This window comes from Acerihabitans sp. TG2 (assembly GCF_035013185.1).
Classification (GTDB): domain Bacteria; phylum Pseudomonadota; class Gammaproteobacteria; order Enterobacterales; family Enterobacteriaceae; genus Acerihabitans.
In genome coordinates, this window is record NZ_JAYGJO010000008.1 from 86,434 (window position 1) to 111,615 (window position 25,182).

Below are 25,182 nucleotides of genomic sequence, written 5' to 3' on the forward strand. Positions count from 1 at the left end.
CGTGGGGCAATTACCGCCATTTGCTAATTGTAAGGAAAGCCATGAACGTTATTGAAGGTGTTGTTGCAACCCCGAATGCCCGTATAGCGATTGCGATTGCGCGCTTTAACCACTTCATCAATGACAGTCTGCTTGACGGCGCCATTGATGCGTTGAAACGTATTGGTCAGGTTAAAGACGAGAATATCACCGTGGTGTGGGTTCCGGGCGCTTATGAGTTGCCGTTGGCAACCCGTGCGTTGGCGAACAGTAAAAAATTTGATGCCGTGGTGGCGCTGGGTACGGTAATTCGTGGTGGCACCGCGCATTTTGAATATGTTGCAGGTGAATGCAGTTCTGGTTTATCAAGCGTTGCCATGAGCAGTGAACTGCCAGTGGCTTTTGGCGTATTGACGACGGAAAGCATCGAACAAGCAATAGAACGCGCTGGCACTAAAGCCGGTAACAAAGGTGCGGAAGCCGCGTTGACCGCGCTGGAAATGATCAACGTACTGAAAGCTATCAAAGCGTAAGTAAAGGGGAAATTCGTGAAACCTGCTGCTCGTCGCCGTGCCCGTGAATGTGTCGTTCAGGCGCTTTACTCATGGCAGTTATCTCATAACGATATCGCTGATATTGAAGTTCAGTTCCTGGCGGAACAGGACGTCTCCGACGTCGATATCGCTTATTTTCGCGAGCTGTATACAGGTACGGCGACGCATGCAGCGGAGCTGGATCAGCTTATGGCACCCTACCTTTCACGTCAACTTGACGAGTTAGGCCATGTGGAACGGGCAATTTTGCGCCTGGCGCTCTATGAACTGAGCAAACGCCTGGATGTGCCGTACAAAGTCGCGATCAACGAAGCTATTGAACTGGCCAAAACGTTTGGCGCAGAAGAGAGCCATAAGTTTGTCAATGGCGTGCTGGATAAAGCAGCCCCGCATATCCGCCCCAATCGAAAATGACTTTTACGGCCGGATTTCCGGCCGTAGCCCTTTGCTGCGATACCTCTACTATACTCTACATACTTTGCGTTGCAGAAACACGGTCAGTGAGGTAGTGCCAAGGATCATGCTTTAGCAGGTGATTCAACTGACCGCGTGCGGCCAACATGCCGGCAAACAGAATGATGACGGGTATACAACAATTGGATAGGTTATGGCCTGTGGCGAATTTGACCTTATTACCCGCTACTTTAACCGCGTAAGAACCGCACGTCGGGATGTGGTAGTGGGTATTGGTGATGATTGTGCGCTGCTGTCGGTGGATGAAAAACACCTAATAGCAGTAAGTACCGATACTCTGGTATCGGGAGTCCATTTTTTACCGAATATCTCTCCTGCCGATTTAGGCTATAAATCCTTGGCGGTGAACCTCAGCGACCTGGCTGCCATGGGCGCGGATCCCGCTTGGGTGTCGTTGGCGTTGACCTTACCCTCGGTGGATGAAGCCTGGCTTGACGCCTATAGCGTCAGTCTGTTTGAGCAACTGGATTATTATGGTATGCAGTTGATTGGCGGCGATACGACCTGTGGCCCGTTGAGTTTGACTCTTACGATCCAGGGTTTGATCCCAACCGGTCGTGCGTTAACTCGTGCAGGTGCCCGGATTGGCGATTGGATCTATGTCACCGGTACCCTCGGCGACAGCGCCGCCGGCCTGGCAATATTGCAAGACCAGCTGTTGGTCGAGTCGACTACGGACCGTGAATATCTGCTGGCACGCCATTTACGTCCTCAACCGCGGATCTTACAAGGTCAGGCCCTACGTGATCTGGCCAGTTCGGCCATCGATCTGTCGGATGGTTTGATTGCCGACCTGCAGCATATTCTCGATAGCAGTGAATGCGGTGCGCGGGTTCATTTAGAAGATTTACCTTTTTCCACGGCACTGCGCCGTCATGCATCGCCAGATCAGGCGTTGCGCTGGGCACTGAGCGGTGGAGAAGATTACGAACTTTGCTTTACCGTGCCGGAGATCAATCGCGGTGCTCTGGACGTAGCATTAGGCAATACGGGTGCTGATTTTACCTGTATTGGTCAGATTGGACCGCGTAGCGAGGGATTACAGCTACTGCGGGATAACCAACCGGTGACGTCCGAATGGCGAGGGTTCGACCACTTTGAGTAGCGCCAAACACTGATCCTGACCCTGGACATCGCGCTTGCCAAAAGCCGAGTGAATCAGTGCAATCCCTTGCCTCTGCTGTTCACCGGTTTTGGCCGCGCATGTTGCCGCAGATAACGGTTATCGCTGGCTCCTGGTTGCCATACCCAAAGCTGTTTTTGATCAAACATAAACGGCCGCTATGCTCGCACCTTGCCAGATTTATTCAAAACCTGCCGGATAATGCGGTGTGTAGCTGCTTTCCAATTCGGCAATCTCCTGTGCCTCAAGCCGTAGTTCCACCGCAGCAACGACATCAGCCAACTGCTCAGCGCGTGACGCGCCAACAATGGGGGTGGTGACCGCCGGTTTGCTCAGTACCCAGGCCAGTGCCACCTGTGCGCGGGAAACACCACGGCGTTCAGCGATCGCCGCCACCCGTTCGGCGATGCGGCCGTCGGTCTCGGTGCTGTGATCATACATGGCCTTGCTAACCAGATCCGATGCGTCACGGGCGGTGGTTTCTCCCCAGGGACGGGTTAACCTGCCGCGCGCCAGAGGACTCCATGGCAATACTGCGATTCGCTCCGCCTGGCACAAAGGGTGCATTTCGCGCTCTTCCTCGCGCTGGATCAGGTTATATTGATCCTGCATGCTGACAAAACGAGTCCAGCCATGTAAATCTGAGGTGTACAAGGCGCGGGCAAATTGCCATGCATACATTGACGATGCGCCGATATAACGGGCTTTGCCCGCTTTCACCACATCATGCAGCGCCTCTAAGGTCTCTTCCAATGGCGTATGGTAGTCCCAGCGATGGATTTGCAACAGGTCGACATAATCAGTACCCAAACGCGTCAGGCTATCATCAATGGACTGCATAATATTGGCGCGCGATAATCCCCCCGCCAGGTTGCTCATGGGGAAAAAAACCTTGGTGGCCAGCACGATGTGGTCGCGTTGGGTAAAGTCTTTCAACGCCCGTCCGACGATTTCTTCACTGCTGCCGTCGGAATAACTGTTGGCGGTATCGAAAAAATTAATCCCCAAATCAAAAGCCTGGCGAATCAACGGACGAGAACTCTCCTCCGGCAATGTCCAGGCGTGTTTGCCCCGGGTCGGTTCGCCAAACGTCATACACCCCAAACACAGGCGGGATACCCGAAGATCGGTCTGGCCAAGCGTGGTAAACTGCATATTCATCTCCTGTAGGATGGTGTCGTTGATCGGAAAAAATGCGATCTAACGTGACTGCCGGCATTCAGCCGGTGCTTTTTACATTATAGCGGGTGGCAATGAGTAAACTCATGTCGCCGGCGCTGCTTTATCCGGGTTTTCTTGACCCATTACATGGAATGTGAACGCTTGATTAAGGATGATTATGCGACTTAACCTCAACCCTTGACCACCCTATAAAACGCTTCAGGTAACTGAACAGCGGGAAGCTATGTCGAAATCTAATAAATTAACTGTTTTTATTCTAGTATTCATGGTATTAGGCATCATCATGGGGGCATTGGTACACCAATTTGCCTCACCACAAAACGCCCGGGAGTATGCCGATAATATCGCGTTGCTGACGGATGTTTTCCTGCGGCTGATCAAAATGGTCATCGCGCCCCTGGTATTCACCACGCTAACCGTGGGTATCATGAGTATGGGTGATACCTCGGCCATCGGTGCGCTGGGGGGCAAGGCTTTTACCTGGTTTATTTCCTCATCCGTGGTGTCCATTCTGCTGGGGCTGACGGTGGTGAGTATTTTGCAGCCGGGTGCGGGATTAAATCTACCTATCCCAGCCCACGCGGTGGATACCGGCCTGGCGGTCAGCGGCATGTCATTGAAGACGTTTATTGCCCATACTTTCCCTACTAGTATCGTGGATGCCATGGGGCATAACGAGATCTTGCAAATCGTCGTATTTTCGATGTTTTTTGGTATCGCAGGTGCCTCACTGGGCGAGAAATTCAACAAACCACTGCTGGAAGGGCTCAATGTCGTCTCCCATATTATGCTTAAGGTGACGGGTTATGTGATGTATGTGGCCCCGATAGCTATTTTCGCCGCTGTGTCATCAGTGATCGCCAATGAAGGCCTGGGCATCCTGAAAAGTTATGCATCATTTATCGGCGGGTATTATCTGGCCATCATCTTGTGCTGCGCGTTGATGATCGCATTTTGCTATCTGGTATTAAAATCATCCACATTCCGTCTGTTAAGTCTACTTAAGGAGCCAGTGCTGTTAGCGTTTACCACCAGCAGTTCCGAAGCAGCTTATCCTAAGACCCTAGAGCAATTGCGCCGCTTTGGTTGTCCTAACAATATTGCCTCGTTTGTGCTGCCGCTGGGTTATTCGTTTAATTTGGTAGGATCGATGATTTACTGTTCCTTTGCCGCCATGTTTATCGCCCAAGCCTATAACATCCAGCTGACCGGCTATGAAATCGCCACCCTGATGTTGACGCTGATGCTGGCATCAAAGGGGATTGCTGGCGTACCGCGCTCCGCGTTGGTGGTGCTGGCGGCCACAGTACCGAGTTTTAATATTCCGGTGGCGGGAATTTTATTACTGATGGGTATCGACCACGTACTGGATATGGGCCGTTCTGGCATCAATGTCCTGGGTAACGGTATTGCTACCGCTATGCTGTCTCGTTCCCAAACCGAGTCGGTAGGAGAGGTGGAACTGGAGGGTAACCATTAAGCAAGGTCGCCCACCAGCCGGTAAAGATTATTTAAGCCACTGCTCGATTTGCGCAAGGATGCCCGCGCTGTCTAGTCCCATGTCAGCGCGGACCTCATCTTGGGAACCCTGTGGGATAAAGCGGTCGGGCAGGCCGATATTCAATACCGGCAACATCAATCGGTTATAGAGCATAAATTCGTTGACACCACTGCCGGCGCCACCCAAAACGGCGTTTTCTTCCAGTGTTACCAGCGCGTGGTGATCGGTAGCCAACTCCCGCAGCAACGCCTCATCCAAGGGCTTAACAAAACGCATATCCACCAGCGTGGCATTCAGTTGCTGCGCCACAATCTCCGCGTCGGCCAGCAATGTACCGAAATTCAATATGGCCAGCTTTTCACCCCGGCGTTTGAGCTTGGCTTTACCTATTTCCAGCGGTACCAGCGGCGCTAGCACCGCGCCAGTGCCTGCGCCGCGCGGGTAACGCACGGCGCAGGGACCGAGATTATAGTGATAGCCGGTATGCAGCATCTGGCGGCATTCATTCTCATCACTCGGCGCCATGATCACCATGTTTGGGATACACCGCAGGTAGGATAGATCGAAGGCACCCTGATGTGTCGGTCCGTCGGAACCCACAATGCCGCCACGATCAATAGCGAACAACACGGGTAAATTTTGAATGGCCACATCATGGATCAGTTGATCGTAAGCCCGCTGCAGGAACGTAGAATAGATGGCGACTATCGGCTTGTAACCACCAATGGCCAGGCCTGCGGCAAAAGTTACCGCATGTTGTTCAGCAATGGCCGCGTCAAAATATTGTCCGGGAAACTGACGGGAAAACGCCACCATGCCGGATCCTTCACGCATCGCCGGGGTCACGGCCATTAGCTTTTCGTCACCCGCAGCAGTTTCACATAACCACGCACCGAATATGTCCGAGTAGGTAGGCAAACCACCGGCTTTTTTGGGTAAGGTTCCGGCACTGGGATCGAATTTGGGCACCGCGTGCCAGCTGATCGGATCCTTTTCCGCCGGGGCATAACCTTTGCCTTTTTTGGTCATAATATGGAGGAACTGCGGACCTTTCATACCACGCATGTTTTTGAGGGTTTGCACCAGACCCAGAACATCGTGACCGTCAACCGGGCCGATATAGTTAAAGCCGAGTTCCTCAAACAAGGTGCCCGGAACTACCATGCCTTTGATATGTTCCTCGGTACGTTTGACCAACTCCTTAATGGGTGGAATCCCCGATAGCACCCGTTTACCCCCTTCACGTAATGTGGAGTACAGTTTACCGGAGAGAATCTGCGCCAAATGGTTATTCAGTGCGCCGACGTTTTCTGAGATCGACATTTCATTGTCATTGAGCACCACCAACAGATCCGCTTTGATATCACCAGCATGATTCATTGCCTCAAACGCCATGCCTGCAGTAATAGCGCCGTCGCCGATGACACAGACCGTGCGCCGCCCCTTTGCTTCATGCCCAGCCGCCACCGCCATGCCGAGTCCGGCGCTGATGGAGGTTGACGAATGACCGACCGACAGCACGTCAAATTCACTCTCACCGCGCCAGGGAAACGGATGCAATCCATCTTTCTTACGAATGGTGCCGATGCGCTCACGGCGGCCGGTTAAAATTTTGTGCGGATAGGCCTGATGACCCACATCCCATACCACATGATCAAAGGGGGTGTTGTACACGTAATGTAAGGCAACAGTGAGCTCCACGGTACCCAGCCCTGAGGCGAAATGGCCACTGGAGCGGCTGACGCTATCAAGCAGGAACTGCCGCAGTTCGTCACACAACTTCGGCAGGCTCTCCTTGGGCAGTAGACGCAGTTCCGCCGGAATTTCCGCTAATGCTAACGTTGGGTACTTTGTCAGGTCAATGCTCATTGGTTACTCATATTCGGGTAGAAAAAAAACGCACTGTTCTATTTATCGCGTTCAATGATATAACGCGCTAGCGCAACCAACGGGGACGTATCGTATCCCAATGCCGCGACTCGCGCCAAGGAGGTCAGTGCTTCTTGGAATAAATCTTGTGCCTTTATTCTGGCATTATCCAGGCCCAGTAGCGCCGGGTAGGTACTTTTACCCAGTTGTTGATCCGCGCCCTGGCGTTTACCCAGCGTCGCGGTATCACCCACCACATCAAGAATATCATCCTGGACTTGGAAGGCTAAGCCAATGGCGGCCGCATAGCAATCGAGATGGGGCAACGCCAACGTGCCGAGATCACCGGCGGCCAACGCACCCAGTCTCACCGCTGCTCTTATCAGCGCACCGGTCTTATGCCGATGGATATTCTCAAGCTCGGATAACCTTACCGGGCTGGATTCTGCAGCCAGATCCAGTGCCTGTCCGAGGCACATACCGACGGCGCCGCTGGCCTGGGCCAATGTTGACACCATCAGCAGGCGATCTTTGGGTGCCACCGTCGGCATCGGCGCGTCTGCCAGTATGGAAAATGCCAGCGTTTGCAGCGCGTCCCCTGCCAGAATAGCGGTGGTTTCGCCAAATTTAATGTGGCAGGTTGGCTGTCCACGCCGCAGATCGTCATTATCCATTGCCGGCAAATCATCATGAATCAATGAGTAGGCATGGATACATTCCACCGCCGCGGCTGGGGCATCCAGCGCGTCATCCGGCAGGCCAAATAAAGCGCCGGTACGATAAACCAGAAATGGCCGCAGGCGCTTTCCACCCAATAGCGCCCCGTGGCGCATCGCCTGGGTTAACGGTTCATGCTGATCCAACGGGAGAAAAAAACGATCCAACGCCCGGTCGACCCGTTCATGGCTTTCCTGAAGCTGTAGCGCAAAGTCACTCATTGTTATTCTGCGTCCGGGGTGAACGGCGCAAGGGGACTCGTTTCATCGTCGTTAATCAGGATTTGCACGCGCTGTTCCGCCTGCTGCAAGGTTTGTTGGCCTTGACGCGCAAGACGTACGCCGTGCTCAAATTCGTTAAGTGCGTCTTCCAGAGGGAGTTCACCAGATTCTAGGCGTGAGACGATTTGTTCCAATTCTTTCAGCGCAGTTTCGAAACTGGCGGGTTGTTCGGCTTTTTTAGGCATAATTTTATTTTCTATACAATGAGGGGCCAAGGCATGGTAAACCAATAACGTTAGCCCAGAGTGCGGCGAGAAGCAAATAGGGCCTCATTCCAGCGATGGAAAGTGTTATACTCCGCGCCTCGAATGCTATGGATGTGGCTCAGGCCCCGGCGCTGTGCTTTTCCATGACACATTATATGACGTGTTTCCCAACGTTGCCCCTTTAAGATCATATAACGACAATCGCCATGAAGTTTATCATCAAATTGTTTCCGGAAATCACGATAAAGAGTCAATCTGTCAGATTGCGCTTTATTAAAATCCTTACCACTAATATTCGCAATATCTTAAAGCAGTATGATGAATCCCTGGCGGTTGTACGTCATTGGGATCACATCGTTGTGCGCGCCAAAGACGAATCCCGGCGCCTGGCGATATGTGAGGCCCTTACCCGGATTCCTGGCATCCATCATATCCTGGCGGTGGAGGATCATCTCTACGAGGATATGCATGATATTTATCTGCAAACCTTGGCCTTGAACCACGACCGATTGGTAGGCAAGAGCTTTTGCGTACGAGTCAAACGCCGCGGCACTCACGATTTTACCTCCCAGGATGTGGAACGTTATGTTGGCGGCGGTCTGAACCAAAACGTCGAAGGTACCCGTGTCCAGCTTAACCATCCGCAGGAAACGGTACATCTGGAAATTGAAGATGACCGCCTGTTGCTGATAACAGATCGCTACGAAGGCATCGGTGGATTTCCCATCGGTACTCAGGAAGATGTGTTATCCCTGATCTCGGGTGGGTTTGATTCCGGCGTTTCAAGTTACATGCTGATGCGACGCGGTTGCCGGGTGCATTACTGTTTCTTCAATCTGGGTGGGGCGGCGCATGAAATTGGCGTGCGTCAGGTGGCTCATCATTTATGGGGCCGTTACGGCAGTTCCCATCGAGTACGTTTTATTGCGATTGATTTTGCCGCAGTGGTGGGCGAAATTCTGGAAAAAGTGGACGATGGGCAAATGGGCGTGGTGCTTAAGCGCATGATGGTGCGTGCTGCATCGCAAATGGCTGAACGTTTTGGTATCCAGGCGCTGGTCACCGGCGAAGCTCTAGGCCAGGTATCCAGCCAGACGCTGACCAATTTGCGCTTGATTGATAATGTCTCCGACACCTTGATCCTACGCCCGCTGATTTCACATGATAAAGAACACATCATCAATATGGCCCGTACCATAGGTACCGAGGAGTTTGCCAAAACCATGCCGGAATACTGCGGCGTGATTTCTAAAAGTCCCACGGTAAAAGCGGTCAAGCAGCGTATTGAACAAGAAGAGTCTCACTTCGATTTTGGCGTATTGGATAGCGCGGTGGCCGCCGCCCAAAGTATCGATATTCGCGATATTGTGGAGCAGACTCGCCAGGATGTGGTGGAAGTGGAAACCGCCGCTGAAGTGGGCAGCAACGACATCGTGCTCGATATCCGTTCGGTGGATGAGCAGGAAAGTCAGCCTTTGTTAATGGAAAATGCCGTGGTACAGACGTTGCCATTCTACAAGTTGGGTACCCAGTTTGGCGCGCTTGATCAGTCAAAATTTTATCTGCTGTATTGCGATAGAGGTGTGATGAGCCGGTTGCAAGCGCTGTATCTGCGTGAACAGGGTTTTGCTAACGTTAAAGTGTATCGGCCCTAGCGCTTAGGGCTTTTCACTACCATTCACTAGACATGCCGGAACCGAGACGATCATAATGATCTTCCTTTTGTTTGATCAGTTCATACAGTCGTTGATTTTCCGGCACATTTAAGCCGTGAACCCGCGCCCGGCGCAGCAGGTAACCGTTGATATAATCGATTTCCGTGTGGCGCTGGGCACGTATATCCTGCAGCATCGATGATGTATTGCCTGCCGAGCTACGGATGGTTTGCCCAACGTAGAACAACAGGCTTTCATAAGAAGTATGGTAACCTTCCCGCTCCATCACCATGGCCACTTCGCGGCAAATATTTTCGATTTCATCGCTATACTGCTCGATCTCACCGTTGCGGCATTCGTACACCGCCGTTAACGGATTAATCACGCAGTTCGCCGCCAATTTTACCCAACAGGGGGCGGCAATGTGGTTATGCCAGGCAACGTCGGGCAGCGCGTTATGCAACACTTCCGCCAGTTGGCTAATGGGTTGTGCGTTGGCGGTTAACGGGCCGATGCGGGTGGTGCCGTCATAAACATGAATAATATTGCCGTTATCGCCACGATAGGCGGCATGTGTGGTAATGCCTTGCAATAACGGTTGCGTGAGGGCAGGCAGTTCATCCCGGGTTCCCATACCATTATGCAACAGTAAAATAGCGCAATCGGGCTTGAGCTGTGGCAATAATGTCCTGATGGCTCCGGAGACTTGCCAGGCCTTTAGCGTCACCAATAATAGGTCGCAATCGGCCAACTGCGCACTATTATTGGCAGGCAACTGATAATGGGTTTCCTCTCCCTGCGTCGACACCACATCGACCTGGCAAAACGGTTGTGGTACCCGCAGCCAACCTTGCAGGTTATGCCCTTGGCGAGAAAGTCCCGCCAACCACAGTTGACCTATAGCGCCACAACCTAGAACGGTAATATTCATGTTCCTTCACCCTTTACTAAAGTTAATGCCATCTGCTGTCTGTGCGCCATGACGAGCATCACTTACTTGACTGTTTTGTATCTGGCAAACCAAGCAGGTATGATACGCACGAAAGAATGACAGCCGGAGAGACATTATGCCCTCATTTGATATCGTTTCAGAAATAGATATGCAGGAAGTTCGTAACGCGGTGGAGAACGCTAATCGAGAATTGACCACCCGTTGGGACTTTCGTAACGTTCCCGCAAGTTTTGAGCTCAACGAAAAAGATCAAAGTATCACTGCCACCAGTGAATCTGATTTCCAGGTACAGCAATTGGTAGAGATTCTACGTGAAAAACTGGCGAAGCGCGGCATTGAGGGCGGTGCCATTGAGCTACCCGACGAACTGGGTCGCAGTGGCAAAACCTATAGCATCGAGGCTAAACTCAAACAAGGGATTGAAACCACCCTGGCCAAGAAACTCGTAAAATTAATCAAAGACAGCAAACTTAAGGTACAGGTGCAAATCCAAGGCGAACAGGTGCGTGTCACCGGAAAATCTCGTGATGATTTGCAAGGCGCCATGGCGCTAGTGAAAGGCGGCGAACTCGGTCAACCTTTTCAGTTTACTAACTTTCGCGATTAATCATGGAATATCCCGCCGAGGCGGGATATTTACTCAAGCTGCATCCACTAGACGTTCCAGCTCAAGCCGGCTAGTGCGTTTGGTATCGATTTTGACATACGCGCTGCGTTCTTCCGGGATCACCACCACCTCAGTGACACCAGGCTGCGATTTTAGCCGCTGCTCCAGCGCACTATCCTTTACCGACAGCGCTGACAGTGTAAGCCGCAAGCTGCTGACATAAGGCGGCTCGCGCAGACTCACACTCACCCCAAACCACACCAAGGCCAGTGCCGCGCCAAACGCAAATACCAGCCAGGCGCCATGCCACTGATATAACACACCACCAAGGCTACCGCCTATGGCAACACCAAGAAACTGGCTAGTGGAGTAAATGCCCATGGCGGTGCCTTTATATCCGGCCGGGGCCACTTTGCTGATAAGCGAGGGCAAGATGGCTTCCATGATATTAAACGCCAGGAAAAACAGCTGGATGCCTGCAAAGATAATCCACAAGTGCTGGCCCGAACCGAGCAGTACGATTTCAGCCACCAAAAGCACGCTGATACAGCCCATAAACACCCGTTTCATCTGCCGTTTGACCTCGGCGTAGATAATAAAGGGTACTACAGCGGCAAACGACACCAACATGGTCACCAAATACACTTTCCAATGATCGGCGGGGGCCAGTCCGGCCTTGGCCATTATCAGCGGCAGGACCACAAAACTGGACATCAGCAGCGCGTGCAGACAGAAAATACCGAAATTTAATCGCAGCAGTTGCCCGTTGGCCAGTACATTGGAAAAACTGCTCTTGACGATGCCGGATTCACGGTTCAGGACGTGGGCGGTGGTATCGGGTACCACCAGCAGAGTGATGGCGATGCCGGCCAGCGCCAAAATGGCGATACCCCAGAACAGGGCATGCAGCCCCAGGGCATGAGTGATGATAGGGCCAAGCACCATAGCAATGGCAAACGTGATGCCAAAACTGATGCCGATAAACGCCATGGCTTTGGTTCGGTTTTGTTCGCGGGTTAAATCAGACAGTAGCGCCATCACTGCAGCGGCGATAGCACCTGATCCTTGCAGTGCACGGCCGAGAATGATGCCCCAAATGGAGTTGCTAAGGGCGGCAATAACGCTACCCAGGGCAAATACCAGTAGCCCGCCGATAATTAATGGTTTGCGCCCCACACGATCGGAAATCAGGCCAAATGGAATTTGGAAAATCGCCTGCGCCAGGCCATAGATGCCGATGGCCAGTCCGATTAACGATTCGCTCGCGCCTTGTAACGCCATGCCGTAGGTGGTCAGTACCGGCAAAACCATAAACATGCCCAACATGCGCAATGAGAATACGGTGCCTAAACCCCAGGTGGCGCGTAGTTCGACCCCGGTCATTTTATTATCGTTCATTGCTACCTCAAAAGAATTACCCTAGGCTGAGTTTCGCAATGGGTCGAGGCTCTTTTAACTGGGGCGAGTTAAGTGTGCCACTGCGTTGCTCGCTGCTGATTTGTGCCACTCTACTGCGTGGTGCGCGCCTGTCGCGCTAGATGACTACCAGTGGTACTCATGTGTGATTGCAGGATACAGCAGACCATTGTAATTCCTAACGTGACTTTAGGTAAACTAAACGTCTTTAAACAGATGTAACAGATTTACGGCAGCGGCAATAAATAACGCTAGGGTGAATGATGATCTCGGCAGGGGCGGTGGCTGACAAAACCCGGGTTTTGTCAGCGTTCAATCGCGGTGGGAACTACCAAACATAAGACAATAAACTACCACTTGCTGGTACCATAAAGTCCACGGACATCATTACGCTTAGGGAGGTAATTGCCACAATGGAGAAGATAAACAGCTTACGCGCCCAGATCCTGTCGTCGTTGGCGGATTTATAGCCTTGCAGCGCCATACCCAACCACCAAACACTTACCGCTGCTGCGACGATAAAGTACTTATATCCCGCATAACCACCCAGCGTTAGCATCAATGTGGCCACCATAAAACCAATGATATAAAGGATGATATGGTGTTTAGTCACCGATATGCCACGTTTCACCGGCAGTACCGGAATGGATGCCGCCTGGTAATCGTTAAAACGATAAATTGCGATGGCATAAGAGTGGGGCATTTGCCACAGGCTGAAAATCAACAGCAGGATCAGCGCCCCCATGTCAAATGAACCGCTAACGGCGCAGTAGCCAATCACCGGCGGAGCGGCACCGGACAGGCTGCCAATCAACGTACCGTAAACCGATTTGCGTTTCATATAGAGGCTATAAACCCCCACGTAGACAATAAAACCGATCACCGCCAGCCACATGGCCAGCGGATTTGCTGCCTGATAGAGCAGCACAAAACCGACAATACCCAGCACCGTAGCATAAACCAGAGTCACTTTCGGCGAAATGAGTCCTTTCACCAGGACCCGATTCTTGGTCCTTTCCATTTTTTTGTCGATGTCCCGGTCGATAAAGTTGTTAAATACACAACCTGAGGCTACCACCAGGGACACACCGACTAAGGTGGCGAGAAACAAGGCATGGTCAATCTGGCCTTTGGAGGCCAGAAGAAATCCGCCGATCACAGAAATCAAATTACCAAAAATAATTCCTGGCTTGGTTACTTGCAGGTATTGCTTAATCATCAGGGCGCGCTCTATTAATGGATCATCAGGTTGTAGTGGAGGTACCACATAATCCACAAGGAGCCTGCAACCAGAATGGTGATTATTAATGCCGCGAAGGCTAAAGCCACCACGTTCCAGCGCTGTTCGGACGACGAGTCCAAATGCAGGAAATAGACCAGATGGACCAGGATCTGCACCACTGCACATCCCACCAGTACAACGATTAGCGTACTTTTGGTGGCGGAACCGTTCATCACCATGATGAACGGAATCAGCGTGAGTATGACCGAGAGTACAAAACCCGTTAAGTAAGATTTCAGGCTACCGTGGCTAGCGCCGCCGTGCCCTGTCGTTGTTTGACTCATCACATGGCCCCCATCAGATACACCACGGTAAATACGCAAATCCATACGACGTCGAGGAAATGCCAGAACAAGCTAAGGCACATCAAGCGGGTTTGGTTGGTCTTGGTCAACCCACGGCGCGATACCTGGGTCATCATGACCAGGATCCAGACCAGACCCGAGGTGACATGCAAGCCGTGTGTTGCGACCAGTGCAAAGAAGCCCGAAAGGAACGCACTGCGATCGGGCCCAAAGCCTTCACCGATCAGATGATGGAATTCATACAGTTCCATACAGATAAATGCTAGGCCGAACAGGAACGTCACTCCCAGCCAGGCGGTGACTTTACTGGTTTCCCCCCTATTCATGGCCAACATAGCCATGCCGTAGGTTATGCTGCTAAATAACAGACAAAAGGTTTCAACCAGTACGAAGGGCAACTCAAAAATATCCTTGCCGGCCGGGCCGCCCGCCGTGGCGTTAACCAACACGGCATAGGTCGCAAACAGCGTGGCAAACAGGATACAGTCGCTCATCAGGTAGATCCAGAAGCCGAATACCTTTGTGGCTCCTGCATCGTGGTGCCCATGGGCGTCATGGGCATTCAGGCTGTCGTGATTATGTAAAGTCTCAGTTGACATTATTTAGGCCCGCTTCGCTAATTTGTTCAAAATGCTGGTTTTCGATGCGTTCCACCTCAGCGACCGGCACGTAGTAATCTACGTCCTCATTGAAGCTATGCACAATCCAGGTCACGATCATGCCGGCAAAACCGATAATCGCTAACCACCAGATATACCATATCATCGCAAAACCAAACACCAGGCTAAAGGCGGCAATTACCACACCAGCACCGGTATTCTTCGGCATATGGATCGACTCGTATGCGGTAGGTTTCTGATAAGCGGTACCGTCTTCTTTCATCTGCCAAAATGCATCGCGATGATTGTTTACCTCTGGCACTATGGCAAAGTTATAAAACGGCGGCGGTGAGGATGTTGACCATTCCAGGGTACGTCCGCCCCATGGGTCGCCCGTCAAATCGCGGTTTTGGTCACGTTGGAGCACACTCAAGACAATTTGGATCACCTGGCAGAGAATGCCGATGGCGATTAACGCCGCGCCGCCTGCAGCGACGACCAGCAGGGTGTGGAACTGGGGATCGATATCCTGGCTCAGACGACGGGTCATGCCCATAAAACCAAGCACGTATAACGGCATAAAGGCAAAATAGAAACCGATAATCCAGAACCAAAATGCGCGCTTGCCCCATTTTTCATTCAGGGTATAACCGAATGCCTTTGGCCACCAATAGGTCATGCCGGCAAAGCAGCCGAACACCACGCCACCGATAATCACATTATGGAAGTGGGCAATCAGAAACAGACTATTATGCAATACAAAGTTTGCTCCCGGCACCGCCAGCAACACCCCGGTCATGCCGCCGATAGAGAAGGTGATGATAAAACCTATCGTCCAGAGCATGGCTGAGTGAAACACAATCCGGCCCTGGTACATGGTAAACAGCCAGTTAAATATCTTCACCCCGGTCGGAATGGCGATGATCATCGTCATGATGCCGAAGAAGGCGTTGACGTTAGCGCCTGACCCCATGGTAAAGAAGTGATGGAGCCAAACGCAGAATGACAGCAGCGTAATGGCGATAGTGGCCCATACCAACGAGGTATAACCAAACAATCGCTTCTTGGAAAAGGTGGCCACAACTTCCGAAAATACGCCGAATACCGGCAGTACCAGGATATACACCTCAGGATGTCCCCAGGCCCAGAACAGGTTGACATACATCATCATGTTGCCACCCATTTCGTTGGTAAAAAAATGGGTGCCCAGATAGCGGTCTAGGGTTAGCAGGACAATGGTCACAGTCAGGATTGGGAATGCAGCGATAATCAGCACGTTGGTACACAAGGCGGTCCAGACAAACACCGGCATTTTCATCAGCGGCATGTTGGGCGCGCGCATCCGCAGGATAGTGGCGAAGAAGTTGACGCCGGTAAGCGTGGTACCTATACCCGCGATCTGTATGCTCCAGATCCAATAATCCACACCGACCCCTGGGCTAAACTCCTTACCGGACAGCGGCGGATAGGCTACCCAACCGGTCTGGGCAAACTCACCCACGCCCAGCGAGACGTTAATTAATACAACCCCCGCCACAAAGAACCAGAAACTCAGTGAGTTAAGAAATGGAAAAGCCACGTCGCGTGCGCCGATTTGCAGCGGCACCGCCAAGTTCATCAGGCCGACCACAAACGGTGTCGCCATGAAGATGATCATGATCACACCGTGAGCGGTCACGACCTGATCATAATGATGTGGTGGCAGGAAACCGGCCTCGCCGGCCGATGCCAGTACCTGCTGCGAGCGCATCATAATAGCGTCGGCGAAACCGCGCAGCAGCATCACAAAAGCCACAATCATGTACATAACGCCGATTCTTTTATGATCGACGGTAGTAAACCACTCTTTCCAAAGGTATTCCCATTTGCCGAAATAAGTGATTATGGACAACAGCGCCAGGCCGAGAACAATAATAGCGGCAACGGTGACCATGACAATCGGTTCGTGGAACGGAACCGAATCCAACGTTAATTTTCCGAACATCGTAGTTATTCCTCGGTTCCTGCGTGAGAGTGCTCACTCATGTCCATCTTCATACCGTCTTTCTTGGTCATGTCCGTGCTTTTGCCCATATCCATAAATTTGCCAATGACCGCTTGGTACAAGTCAGGTTTAACGCTAGAGAAAAATTCTACCGGGTGGTTTTCGCTGGGAGCAGCCAACTTCTCATAGGCTTGCATAGTATTGAGCGTCTCCGGCGAAGCTTTCACTTTAGCAACCCAATCGTCGAATCCTTGCCGATCCGGTGTGGCGATAGCGGTGAACTTCATGCCGGAAAATCCTCTCCCGCTAAAGCTCGACGAAAATCCTTTATAGGTGCCTGGCTCGTTGGCAATCAAATTCAAGGTCGCGTTCATGCCCGCCATGGCGTAAATCTGTCCGCCGAGGCGTGGGATAAAGAAAGAATTCATCACTGAATTTGAGGTTATCTTAAACCTGATCGGCACATTGTTCGGGAATGCGATCTGGTTCACGGTAGCGATCCCCTGCTCTGGATAAATAAAAAACCATTTCCAATCCATCGCGACCACTTCGATAGTTATCGGTTTGGCGTCAGATTGTATGGGTTTGCTGGGATCAAGGGCATGGGTTGACTTCCAGGTCAGTATCGCCAGGAAGATGACAATCAGGATCGGCACAGACCAGACCACCAGTTCCACTTTATTGGAATGGGACCAGTTGGGGCTGTACGTCGCCTCAGTGTTGGATGCGCGATATTTAATGGCAAACACCACTGCCATAACGATCGCAGGTACAACCACCAATAGCATCAGCCCAAGGGCGGTCAGTATCAGTGAGCGCTGCTCTAGTCCAATCTGTCCTTTTGGATTCATTAACGCCATATCGCAACCGCTCAATAGCGCGGAGACGCAAACTAATGACAGAATCCCTAAAGTTTTATTGTATTTCCTGAGTCTCATCTAACGACCTCAATAAAAAGGGCTCTAATGTCGTTTCTTGTGTATGGGTATTTTACGGGAAGGTTGCAGCACTGTAAACACGCTTAAGTCTTTGTCAGAAACATGTTTCCGATTTTTGAATTGTGCACGATCAAACGGAAAAAACCATAACAAAACACAAAAAACCATAACAAAACACAAATACTACCAACTGCTTAGCTCGAAAATTTTTTTTTCGTTATTTTTATACCACAAGAAAGAATAAAACTGCGTTTTTGACTGCATCGCATTAACATAAAAATAGCACTTTTAGACAATATAGGCCATAAATCGACGAAGATGTTCTGTGAAATATAATTGATGTTTTTAACTATCACCTTGTGGGCTTAAATACTGTGGTTTTTATATACAATTTGAGTGTTAAACACCGAGCCGCGCATGCCGCAAAGCAATAAAATCAAACCAACAACCGGCAAATATACTCAATAGCAGCAGTACGCTGCCAGTTTGCCAGCATAAGTCGGTAATCTGCGTGACAACAATCCAGTCAAGCGCCTGAAGCAATTCCAGGATAAGGCCCATAGCAAGCAATGCGGCGCCGGCCATCAACAGGCGTAAGGCCCAGCGATAGGGCGCGCTAAATTTATCACGCTGTAAAAAGGTGCCGGTGTCCTGGGTGAACTTCAATGTGTGGCGACACAATAGCAAAAGCAGTAACCCAGGCAATGCAGCGACTATTGAGAAAATATAGAACCAGGCCCAGCCGTGGAGTTCCACAAACCATCCAGCGAAGGGACCGACGTAAACGCGGCCAATCGCCGACAGTGCAGAAAGCAGGGCGAATTGTGTAGCGGAAAATGATTTGTTACATAATGTCATCAGCAAGGCAACAAAGGCTGCCGTGCCCATACCGCCACACAGATTTTCCACGAAAATCGCGGCGCCCATAGTGATCAGATGCTTATCGGTTACTGCCAGCAGCCAATATCCTGCGTTAGAGACCGCTTGTAGCACGCCGAACAGCATCAGGGCGCGAAATAACGATAGGCGTTGCATGAGTAGCCCACCGATAAGGGTGCCGACAATGGTGGCAATCAGCCCAAAACTCTTATTAACGACGCCCACTTCGCCTGCGGCAAAGCCGACACCACGAATCAAAAACGTGGTGCTCAGACTGCCGGCAAAGGCGTCACCCAGCTTATAACACACGATCAGCATTAGGATGAGCCAGGCGTTGTTGCGGCTAAAAAAATCCCGCAGCGGTTCGACAATGGCCTGTTCAAGGGTTCGTGGCGCCGGAATGGCATCGTCTGGTTCCGGCGCGATGAACGCCACCACCAAGCCTATCAGCATAAGGCCCGCCATCAGCCAATAGGTCGCTTGCCAGCCGAGGTACCGGTCTGCCATCCATAAAGCCAAACCGCCAGATACCAACATCGCGATGCGATAGCCTAACACCGATACTGCCGCACCGGTGCCACGATCCTGCGCGGGCAGCAGGTCGGTTTTATACGCGTCGAAGGCAATATCTTGCGAGGCTGAACAAAATGCAACCCACACGGCCAGTAGTGCCAGCATTAATAAATCATGACTGGGATCCTGGGTACCCATGGCAATAAGACCGACGATTAATAGCAACTGGGTAATAATGATCCAGCCCCGTCGTCTGCCAAATAGCGGTGGTGTATAGCGGTCCATCACCGGCGACCAGAGAAATTTGAAAACGTAGGCTTGTCCGACCAATGAAAAGAAGCCGATAGTCTTGAGATCGACGTTCGCCACTGTCATCCATGCCTGCAGCGTGCCTGAAGTTAATGCCAAGGGCAGTCCGGAGGCAAACCCTAGGCATAACAACATCAGAGAACGTGGCTGAGCGAGCGTGGCAAAACTTAGGGAGTGGTTTGGCATCGGCTGCTTTTCATTTTGGAAGACGTTAGGGATGATCCCCGGTCCGAAGCATATCGGACAAGGGATCTAAAGGGATTAGTTGGCGTTTTGCTTGATAAAGTCACTGATACTGGTGTCTTGCGCCATGTTGCTGATCACGTCACTGAGCACGCTGTTAACCGCGTTGGCAATTTTCTGATTGCTGGCGGTAAATGCACCCTGCACATTATATACCGATTGATAATGCTTAATCTGTTTGCTGCCGTTGCGGGCCTGGGCAATGATGGAGATATCGGCACTGGTGGTAATGTTGTAGCGTACGTCCCCTTGAGAGACATCAGCATAAAGTTTATTAACAATGATTTGCAGATCGACGCTGCCGTTAGGACCGACCATGTAACCTCTGGTGGTCATCTGTTTTTCCAACACTTCCTGCAATAAGAAACGCAGGTCGCGCGATGGCGTCAGTGACACCAGTTGTCCGTCGCGGTTGACTTTGGCCAACGCGTGATCCGGGCGCTGGTCGGCACCGTTGATGCTGATGGTGGTGCCACGGATGGTGGGATCTTGTTGCGGCAGATCTATTTTGGGAGTGACTTCAATGGTGTTGCTGGTGCTGGCACAGCCGGCAAGTAGCAGCACGGCTAATAAGGGGAAAAACATTTTTCTGAACATAATCGCCTTCTCAATCATTAAGATGCACGGGGGATGGGACAATAGCCCACATCATATCATTGCCGTTCGCCGGGGGAAGCGCTGAATCACGCTAAATCATGTCACGAGCGAGTCTCTTGGCCCGTGCCAGAACGCCTGGCACAAAAGGTCTGTTTTATCACGTGGTATTATTCGGGCGACGCTGCCATTTGTCTGAATGACGTTCCGGTTTAGCGAGACAAAATCATATGGCAATAGTACTTTGTGTTAATAAAACGTAAGCTAAAATTTAACAGATCGCGCAACGCGCGTTGCCGACGCAGTAAGGAGGAGAACATGTTTCTTGAACAAATTGAAGCAAAATTAAAGGCCGCGTTTGATCCTGTTTACCTTGAGGTCATGAACGAAAGCGACCAGCATAATGTTCCAGCAGGGGCGGAGAGCCATTTTAAGGTGGTGATGGCCAGCGAACGTTTTAGCGGGGAACGTATTTTGGCACGCCATCGCGCGATTTATAGCGTGCTATCGGAGGAGTTGGCTGGGCCGGTACATGCTCTGGCGCTGCATGCGTATACGCTGGACGAGTGGTCAAATTTGCATAACTCCGTGCCGGTGTCACCGCCATGCCGTGGTACCAAGCTTATTGTCTGAGGCTGTACGCGGTAATGTCCGCTTCGGCCTCATTGGTACGCTCTCCCTCGGATTGGCTTAGGTGCAGAACCGGCCGGCCGGTTGGTGCCAAGAGCCGAGGGCCTAGCGCACCATGAGGCGCTCTGGCGGACAGAAAATGTCCGCTTCGGCCTCATTGGTACGCTCTCCCTCGGATTGGCTTAGGTGCAGAACCGGCCGGCCGGTTGGTGCCAAGAGCCGAGGGCCTAGCGCACCATGAGGCGCTCTGGCGGACAGAAAATGTCCGCTTCGGCCTCATTGGTACGCTCTCCCTCGGATTGGCTTGGGTGCAGAACCGGCCGGTTGGTTTGGCGTGTAAAGTTGACATTTTTTTTAATTTTGTGCGTCATGGCGCTCTGTGTGTGGCAATTTTCGCGCTGTTCTCGACTCATAAACTCTATGCCGCTATAATGCCGCGTCTTATATTTCCGAAATGTATTCGGGATGCTTCTGACGACGACGGGGAACAGGTTTATATCCACTCCGACCTCCCGGTTCTCAGAGGCCATTTTCATGTCAGTGGACCTGGATGACCGCTTCTTTGAAAACGGCTTCTGGAGTTGACCGAGCACTGTGATTTTTTGAGGTAACAAGATGCAAGTTTCTGTTGAGACCACTGAAGGCCTGGGGCGCCGCGTAACCATTACCGTTGCCGCCGATACCATAGAGCAAGCGGTAAAAAGCGAACTGGTGAATGTTGCCAAGAAGGTTCGCATTGATGGCTTCCGTAAAGGGAAAGTCCCCATGAACGTTGTGGCGCAGCGTTATAGCGCTTCGGTTCGCCAAGACGTACTGGGTGATATTATGCAGCGTAATTTTGTCGACGCGATTATCCAGGAAAAGATTAATCCGGTTGGCGCGCCTAGCTATGTGCCTGTTGAATACAAAAACGGTGAAGATTTCATGTTCCATGTGGAATTTGAAGTCTATCCGGAAGTGGAGTTGAAGGGTCTGGACGCTATTGAAGTCGAAAAACCGGTGGTTGAGGTTAACGATGCCGATGTTGATCAGATGTTGGAAACTCTGCGTAAGCAGCAGGCTGACTGGAAAGAAACCGATCGCGCGTCCATTGCGGAAGATCGGGTAACCGTTGATTTTTCTGGCACCATTGACGGCGAGGAATTTGACGGCGGCAAAGCCACCGACTTTGTTCTGGCCATGGGTCAGGGCCGGATGATCCCCGGTTTCGAAGAAGGCGTCATCGGTCATAAGGCCGGCGAATCCTTTGAGATCGATGTGAATTTCCCAGCAGACTATCATGCCGAAAATCTGAAGGGTAAAGCCGCTAAGTTCGCCATCGTTCTAAAGAAAGTTGAAGAACGTGAGTTGCCTGAATTGACCGAAGATTTTATTAAACGGTTTGGTGTAGCCGATGGTTCCATTAGCGGTCTGCGTGCCGAAGTGCGTAAAAACATGGAACGCGAGCTGAAAAATGCTGTGCGTAATCGGGTCAAAAACCAGGTGATTGACGGACTGATCGGTGCGAATGAAATCGACGTTCCGTCGAAGCTAGTTGATGGTGAGATCGACGTCCTGCGTCGTCAGGCGGCACAACGTTTCGGTGGGGATGAAAAGCAAGCGCTTGAACTGCCGCGTGAACTGTTTGAAGAACAGGCAAAACGACGTGTACGCGTGGGTCTGCTTCTTGGTGAAGTGATCCAGGTTAACGAGCTCAAAGCCGATGATGCCCGCGTGAAAACGTTGATCGAAGAGATGGCGTCAGCGTATGAGGATCCTAGTGAAGTGATTGAGTATTACGCAAAAAATCAAGAAATGATGAATAATATGCGTAATGTTGCTTTGGAAGAACAAGCGGTCGAAGCGTTGCTTGCCAAGGCTAAGGTTGTTGACAAACCGACCACGTTCACTGAATTGATGAACCAGCCAAACGCGGCCTGATCTCCATATTCGATTCTGCGTTTCCCGTAGACGGTATGTTTATCATTTAAAGCCTGTCATCATCCGATGGCGGGCTTTTTGTTCGTTTGTGCTTCCCTATGAAAGAAATCAGTAATTATGGCTATATTTAACACTGTCACAATGCTAAAAGTGAGCGCAGATTAGCGCGACGTGGGCCGTTGCATAGGAACCCGCCGTAAAAGAATATAGGGCAATTGGTTGAAAATAGGCGATTGACCCCCCAACTAATAACACAGTCGACACCTTGAGCATGGCGATTGTTGTTCATCTCAAGTAGAATCGGAAAATAATGGCGCCGAGTGAATTTTATCTAGGAGATGACATGTCATACAGTGGCGATATAGAACAACAGGCACCCCAGATGGCATTGGTGCCGATGGTGGTTGAGCAGACTTCCCGTGGAGAGCGTTCCTACGATATCTTTTCGCGTCTACTGAAAGAACGAATCATCTTTATGACCGGTCAAGTTGAAGATCATATGGCGAACTTAATTGTGGCGCAGATGCTGTTCCTGGAAGCGGAAAACCCGGAAAAAGATATTTATCTTTATATCAATTCACCGGGTGGTGTGATCACCGCCGGGATGTCCATTTATGACACGATGCAATTCATTAAACCTGACGTTAGCACGTTTTGCATGGGACAGGCTGCCTCAATGGGCGCTTTTCTGCTGACCGCTGGTGCCAAGGGTAAAAGATTCTGTATGCCCAATTCACGGGTGATGATCCATCAGCCACTGGGTGGATTCCAGGGGCAAGCTACCGATATTGAAATTCATGCGCGGGAAATTCTTAAGGTGAAGGCGCGCATGAATGAGTTGATGGCCAAACATACTGGCCGTTCGCTGGAATCGATAGAAAAAGATACGGAGCGCGATCGTTTTCTATCCGCCGAAGAGGCGGTAGACTATGGATTGGTTGATTCCATTTTGAGCAAGCGTGAATTGACGGCGTAATTCTGAATACCGATAGACTATAGTTACAGTAGTGAGTCATTCGAGTAGACTAATACCACTCAAAGCGCCGGTTTTACGTTAAGCAGTCGCGTTGCCGCCGTGGTTGGCCTGCGGGACAAAGACTAGAGAAAGAGGTTTACTGATGACAGATAAGCGCAAAGACGGTTCAGGAAAGCTGCTGTATTGCTCTTTCTGCGGGAAAAGCCAGCATGAGGTGCGTAAGCTAATTGCTGGGCCGTCAGTGTATATCTGCGATGAGTGTGTCGATTTATGCAATGACATTATTCGCGAAGAGATCAAGGAAGTGGCCCCGCACCGTGAACGCAGTGCGTTACCGACGCCTCATGAAATTCGCTACCATCTGGATGACTACGTGATCGGCCAGGAAAAAGCGAAAAAAGTGCTGGCGGTGGCCGTGTATAACCACTACAAGCGGTTACGTAACATCGACACCACCAACGGTATTGAGCTTGGTAAAAGCAACATTCTGCTGATCGGACCGACCGGTAGTGGTAAAACGCTGCTGGCGGAAACGCTGGCCCGATTCTTGGATGTGCCCTTTACCATGGCTGATGCCACTACCCTGACGGAAGCGGGTTATGTTGGCGAAGATGTCGAAAACATCATTCAAAAACTGTTGCAGAAATGCGATTATGATGTGCAAAAAGCGCAGCGTGGGATTGTCTATATCGATGAAATTGATAAGATTTCTCGTAAATCAGATAACCCGTCGATTACGCGTGATGTATCAGGTGAAGGTGTGCAGCAGGCACTGCTAAAACTGATCGAAGGTACCGTTGCTGCCGTTCCTCCTCAGGGTGGACGTAAACATCCTCAGCAGGAGTTCCTGCAGGTGGACACGTCCAAGATTCTGTTTATCTGCGGCGGTGCTTTTGCCGGTTTGGATAAAGTGATTGAACAGCGGATTGATACGGGCCGGGGTATCGGTTTTAGCGCCACGGTGAAAGGCAGTGCCCAAAAGGCATCCGAAGGGCAGCTTTTGTCTAGAGTTGAGCCAGAGGACCTGATTAAATTTGGCCTGATCCCTGAATTCATTGGCCGTTTGCCGGTACTCGCTACACTCAATGAGCTCAGTGAGGATGCGTTGATACAGATTCTTAAAGAGCCGAAGAACGCCCTGACCAAGCAATACCAGGCGTTATTCAATCTTGAAGGGGTAGAGTTGGAATTCCGTGATGAAGCGCTCACGGCAATAGCCAAGAAAGCCATGGCGCGCAAAACCGGCGCCCGTGGGCTGCGTTCCATCGTGGAAGGTGCCCTGCTGGACACCATGTATGAACTGCCTTCTCAAGATAGCGTTGAAAAAGTGGTTATCGACGAATCGGTCATTGAAGGGCAATCCGAGCCGCTGTTGATTTATGGTAAGCATGAAACTCAGCAGGCTTCCGGCGAATAATCCAACAGACGATGGCACAGAGTATACCTGATAGCGTTGGTGTTGCAGGAAGGCGGCAAACGAAAAACCCGGACCGT

The 25,182-nt window shown here is 51.2% G+C and carries 24 protein-coding genes; 10 read left to right on the forward strand and 14 right to left on the reverse strand.

The window, feature by feature from the left end; genetic code table 11:
• Positions 1-41: 41 nt before the first annotated feature.
• The 3 genes from ribE to thiL all read left to right on the forward strand — a co-directional run bounded on the left by ribE (position 42) and on the right by thiL (position 2,112).
• Positions 42-512, forward strand: coding sequence for a 6,7-dimethyl-8-ribityllumazine synthase (gene ribE, locus SJI19_RS09540; RefSeq protein WP_323478026.1), 471 nt, complete (start codon positions 42-44; stop codon positions 510-512).
• A gap of 15 nt (positions 513-527) precedes the next feature.
• Positions 528-947, forward strand: coding sequence for a transcription antitermination factor NusB (nusB, locus tag SJI19_RS09545; RefSeq protein ID WP_323478027.1), 420 nt, complete (start codon positions 528-530; stop codon positions 945-947).
• A gap of 193 nt (positions 948-1,140) precedes the next feature.
• Entirely contained in the window at positions 1,141-2,112 is a 972-nt protein-coding gene (gene thiL / locus SJI19_RS09550; RefSeq protein WP_323478028.1) for a thiamine-phosphate kinase, read from the forward strand.
• A gap of 198 nt (positions 2,113-2,310) precedes the next feature.
• Here the strand turns inward: thiL and SJI19_RS09555 are convergent, their stop codons facing one another.
• Complete coding sequence (locus SJI19_RS09555) at positions 2,311-3,285, reverse strand: aldo/keto reductase (RefSeq protein WP_323478029.1); 975 nt, start codon at positions 3,283-3,285, stop codon at positions 2,311-2,313.
• 250 nt (positions 3,286-3,535) lie between these two features.
• Here SJI19_RS09555 and SJI19_RS09560 point away from each other — a divergent pair, with 250 nt between their 5' ends.
• Complete coding sequence (locus tag SJI19_RS09560; protein WP_323478030.1) at positions 3,536-4,792, forward strand: dicarboxylate/amino acid:cation symporter; 1,257 nt, start codon at positions 3,536-3,538, stop codon at positions 4,790-4,792.
• A gap of 27 nt (positions 4,793-4,819) precedes the next feature.
• Here the strand turns inward: SJI19_RS09560 and dxs are convergent, their stop codons facing one another.
• From dxs to xseB, 3 genes are read right to left on the reverse strand one after another with little or no spacing between them, the layout of a single operon-like run.
• The gene (gene dxs, locus SJI19_RS09565) at positions 4,820-6,682 is read right to left on the reverse strand and encodes a 1-deoxy-D-xylulose-5-phosphate synthase (protein ID WP_323478031.1); all 1,863 of its coding nucleotides are present in this window, start codon (positions 6,680-6,682) and stop codon (positions 4,820-4,822) included.
• Between the two features lie 38 nt (positions 6,683-6,720).
• Positions 6,721-7,620 (reverse strand): (2E,6E)-farnesyl diphosphate synthase, encoded by a 900-nt coding sequence (ispA, locus tag SJI19_RS09570; RefSeq protein WP_323478032.1) that lies wholly within the window; start codon positions 7,618-7,620, stop codon positions 6,721-6,723.
• 2 nt (positions 7,621-7,622) lie between these two features.
• A complete protein-coding gene (gene xseB / locus SJI19_RS09575; protein WP_323478033.1) occupies positions 7,623-7,865 on the reverse strand; it encodes an exodeoxyribonuclease VII small subunit in 243 nt (80 codons plus the stop codon).
• Positions 7,866-8,092: 227 nt separating this feature from the next.
• On the opposite strand from xseB, the gene thiI reads away from it, so the two are divergent.
• Positions 8,093-9,541 carry a tRNA uracil 4-sulfurtransferase ThiI gene (gene thiI / locus SJI19_RS09580; RefSeq protein ID WP_323478034.1) on the forward strand — a complete coding sequence of 483 codons (1,449 nt, stop codon included), beginning with the start codon at positions 8,093-8,095 and terminating at the stop codon, positions 9,539-9,541.
• Between the two features lie 16 nt (positions 9,542-9,557).
• Here thiI and panE read toward each other — a convergent pair whose 3' ends face one another.
• Positions 9,558-10,472 carry a 2-dehydropantoate 2-reductase gene (panE, locus tag SJI19_RS09585; RefSeq protein WP_323478035.1) on the reverse strand — a complete coding sequence of 305 codons (915 nt, stop codon included), beginning with the start codon at positions 10,470-10,472 and terminating at the stop codon, positions 9,558-9,560.
• A 136-nt stretch (positions 10,473-10,608) separates the two neighbouring features.
• Here panE and SJI19_RS09590 point away from each other — a divergent pair, with 136 nt between their 5' ends.
• Complete coding sequence (locus SJI19_RS09590; protein WP_323478036.1) at positions 10,609-11,100, forward strand: YajQ family cyclic di-GMP-binding protein; 492 nt, start codon at positions 10,609-10,611, stop codon at positions 11,098-11,100.
• 33 nt (positions 11,101-11,133) lie between these two features.
• Here SJI19_RS09590 and SJI19_RS09595 read toward each other — a convergent pair whose 3' ends face one another.
• The 8 genes from SJI19_RS09595 to SJI19_RS09630 form a co-directional block, all read right to left on the reverse strand.
• Positions 11,134-12,498, reverse strand: coding sequence for an MFS transporter (locus tag SJI19_RS09595; RefSeq protein WP_323478037.1), 1,365 nt, complete (start codon positions 12,496-12,498; stop codon positions 11,134-11,136).
• Positions 12,499-12,844: 346 nt separating this feature from the next.
• Positions 12,845-13,735 (reverse strand): heme o synthase, encoded by an 891-nt coding sequence (gene cyoE, locus SJI19_RS09600; RefSeq protein ID WP_323478038.1) that lies wholly within the window; start codon positions 13,733-13,735, stop codon positions 12,845-12,847.
• A gap of 14 nt (positions 13,736-13,749) precedes the next feature.
• Entirely contained in the window at positions 13,750-14,082 is a 333-nt protein-coding gene (locus SJI19_RS09605) for a cytochrome o ubiquinol oxidase subunit IV (RefSeq protein WP_323478039.1), read from the reverse strand.
• Positions 14,082-14,702, reverse strand: coding sequence for a cytochrome o ubiquinol oxidase subunit III (locus SJI19_RS09610; RefSeq protein WP_323478040.1), 621 nt, complete (start codon positions 14,700-14,702; stop codon positions 14,082-14,084). The genes SJI19_RS09605 and SJI19_RS09610 overlap by 1 nt, the downstream gene beginning before the upstream one ends.
• Complete coding sequence (gene cyoB, locus SJI19_RS09615) at positions 14,692-16,686, reverse strand: cytochrome o ubiquinol oxidase subunit I (protein ID WP_323478041.1); 1,995 nt, start codon at positions 16,684-16,686, stop codon at positions 14,692-14,694. Before cyoB ends, SJI19_RS09610 begins: the two co-directional genes overlap by 11 nt.
• A 5-nt stretch (positions 16,687-16,691) precedes the next feature.
• The gene (gene cyoA / locus SJI19_RS09620; protein ID WP_323478042.1) at positions 16,692-17,624 is read right to left on the reverse strand and encodes a cytochrome o ubiquinol oxidase subunit II; all 933 of its coding nucleotides are present in this window, start codon (positions 17,622-17,624) and stop codon (positions 16,692-16,694) included.
• A gap of 399 nt (positions 17,625-18,023) precedes the next feature.
• A complete protein-coding gene (gene ampG, locus SJI19_RS09625; protein ID WP_323478043.1) occupies positions 18,024-19,511 on the reverse strand; it encodes a muropeptide MFS transporter AmpG in 1,488 nt (495 codons plus the stop codon).
• 75 nt (positions 19,512-19,586) lie between these two features.
• Positions 19,587-20,165, reverse strand: coding sequence for a lipoprotein (locus SJI19_RS09630; RefSeq protein ID WP_323478044.1), 579 nt, complete (start codon positions 20,163-20,165; stop codon positions 19,587-19,589).
• A 315-nt stretch (positions 20,166-20,480) separates the two neighbouring features.
• On the opposite strand from SJI19_RS09630, the gene bolA reads away from it, so the two are divergent.
• Complete coding sequence (bolA, locus tag SJI19_RS09635; RefSeq protein WP_323478045.1) at positions 20,481-20,795, forward strand: transcriptional regulator BolA; 315 nt, start codon at positions 20,481-20,483, stop codon at positions 20,793-20,795.
• Positions 20,796-21,019: 224 nt separating this feature from the next.
• On the opposite strand, the gene SJI19_RS09640 is transcribed toward bolA, so the two are convergent.
• Positions 21,020-21,328, reverse strand: coding sequence for a hypothetical protein (locus SJI19_RS09640; protein WP_323478046.1), 309 nt, complete (start codon positions 21,326-21,328; stop codon positions 21,020-21,022).
• Positions 21,329-21,407: 79 nt separating this feature from the next.
• Between SJI19_RS09640 and tig the strand changes: the two genes are divergently transcribed.
• The 3 genes from tig to clpX all read left to right on the forward strand — a co-directional run bounded on the left by tig (position 21,408) and on the right by clpX (position 25,105).
• Positions 21,408-22,712, forward strand: coding sequence for a trigger factor (gene tig / locus SJI19_RS09645; protein WP_323478047.1), 1,305 nt, complete (start codon positions 21,408-21,410; stop codon positions 22,710-22,712).
• A gap of 343 nt (positions 22,713-23,055) precedes the next feature.
• Positions 23,056-23,688, forward strand: coding sequence for an ATP-dependent Clp endopeptidase proteolytic subunit ClpP (gene clpP / locus SJI19_RS09650; protein ID WP_323478048.1), 633 nt, complete (start codon positions 23,056-23,058; stop codon positions 23,686-23,688).
• A gap of 142 nt (positions 23,689-23,830) precedes the next feature.
• Positions 23,831-25,105 (forward strand): ATP-dependent protease ATP-binding subunit ClpX, encoded by a 1,275-nt coding sequence (gene clpX / locus SJI19_RS09655; RefSeq protein WP_323478049.1) that lies wholly within the window; start codon positions 23,831-23,833, stop codon positions 25,103-25,105.
• The last annotated feature ends 77 nt before the right edge of the window (positions 25,106-25,182 follow it).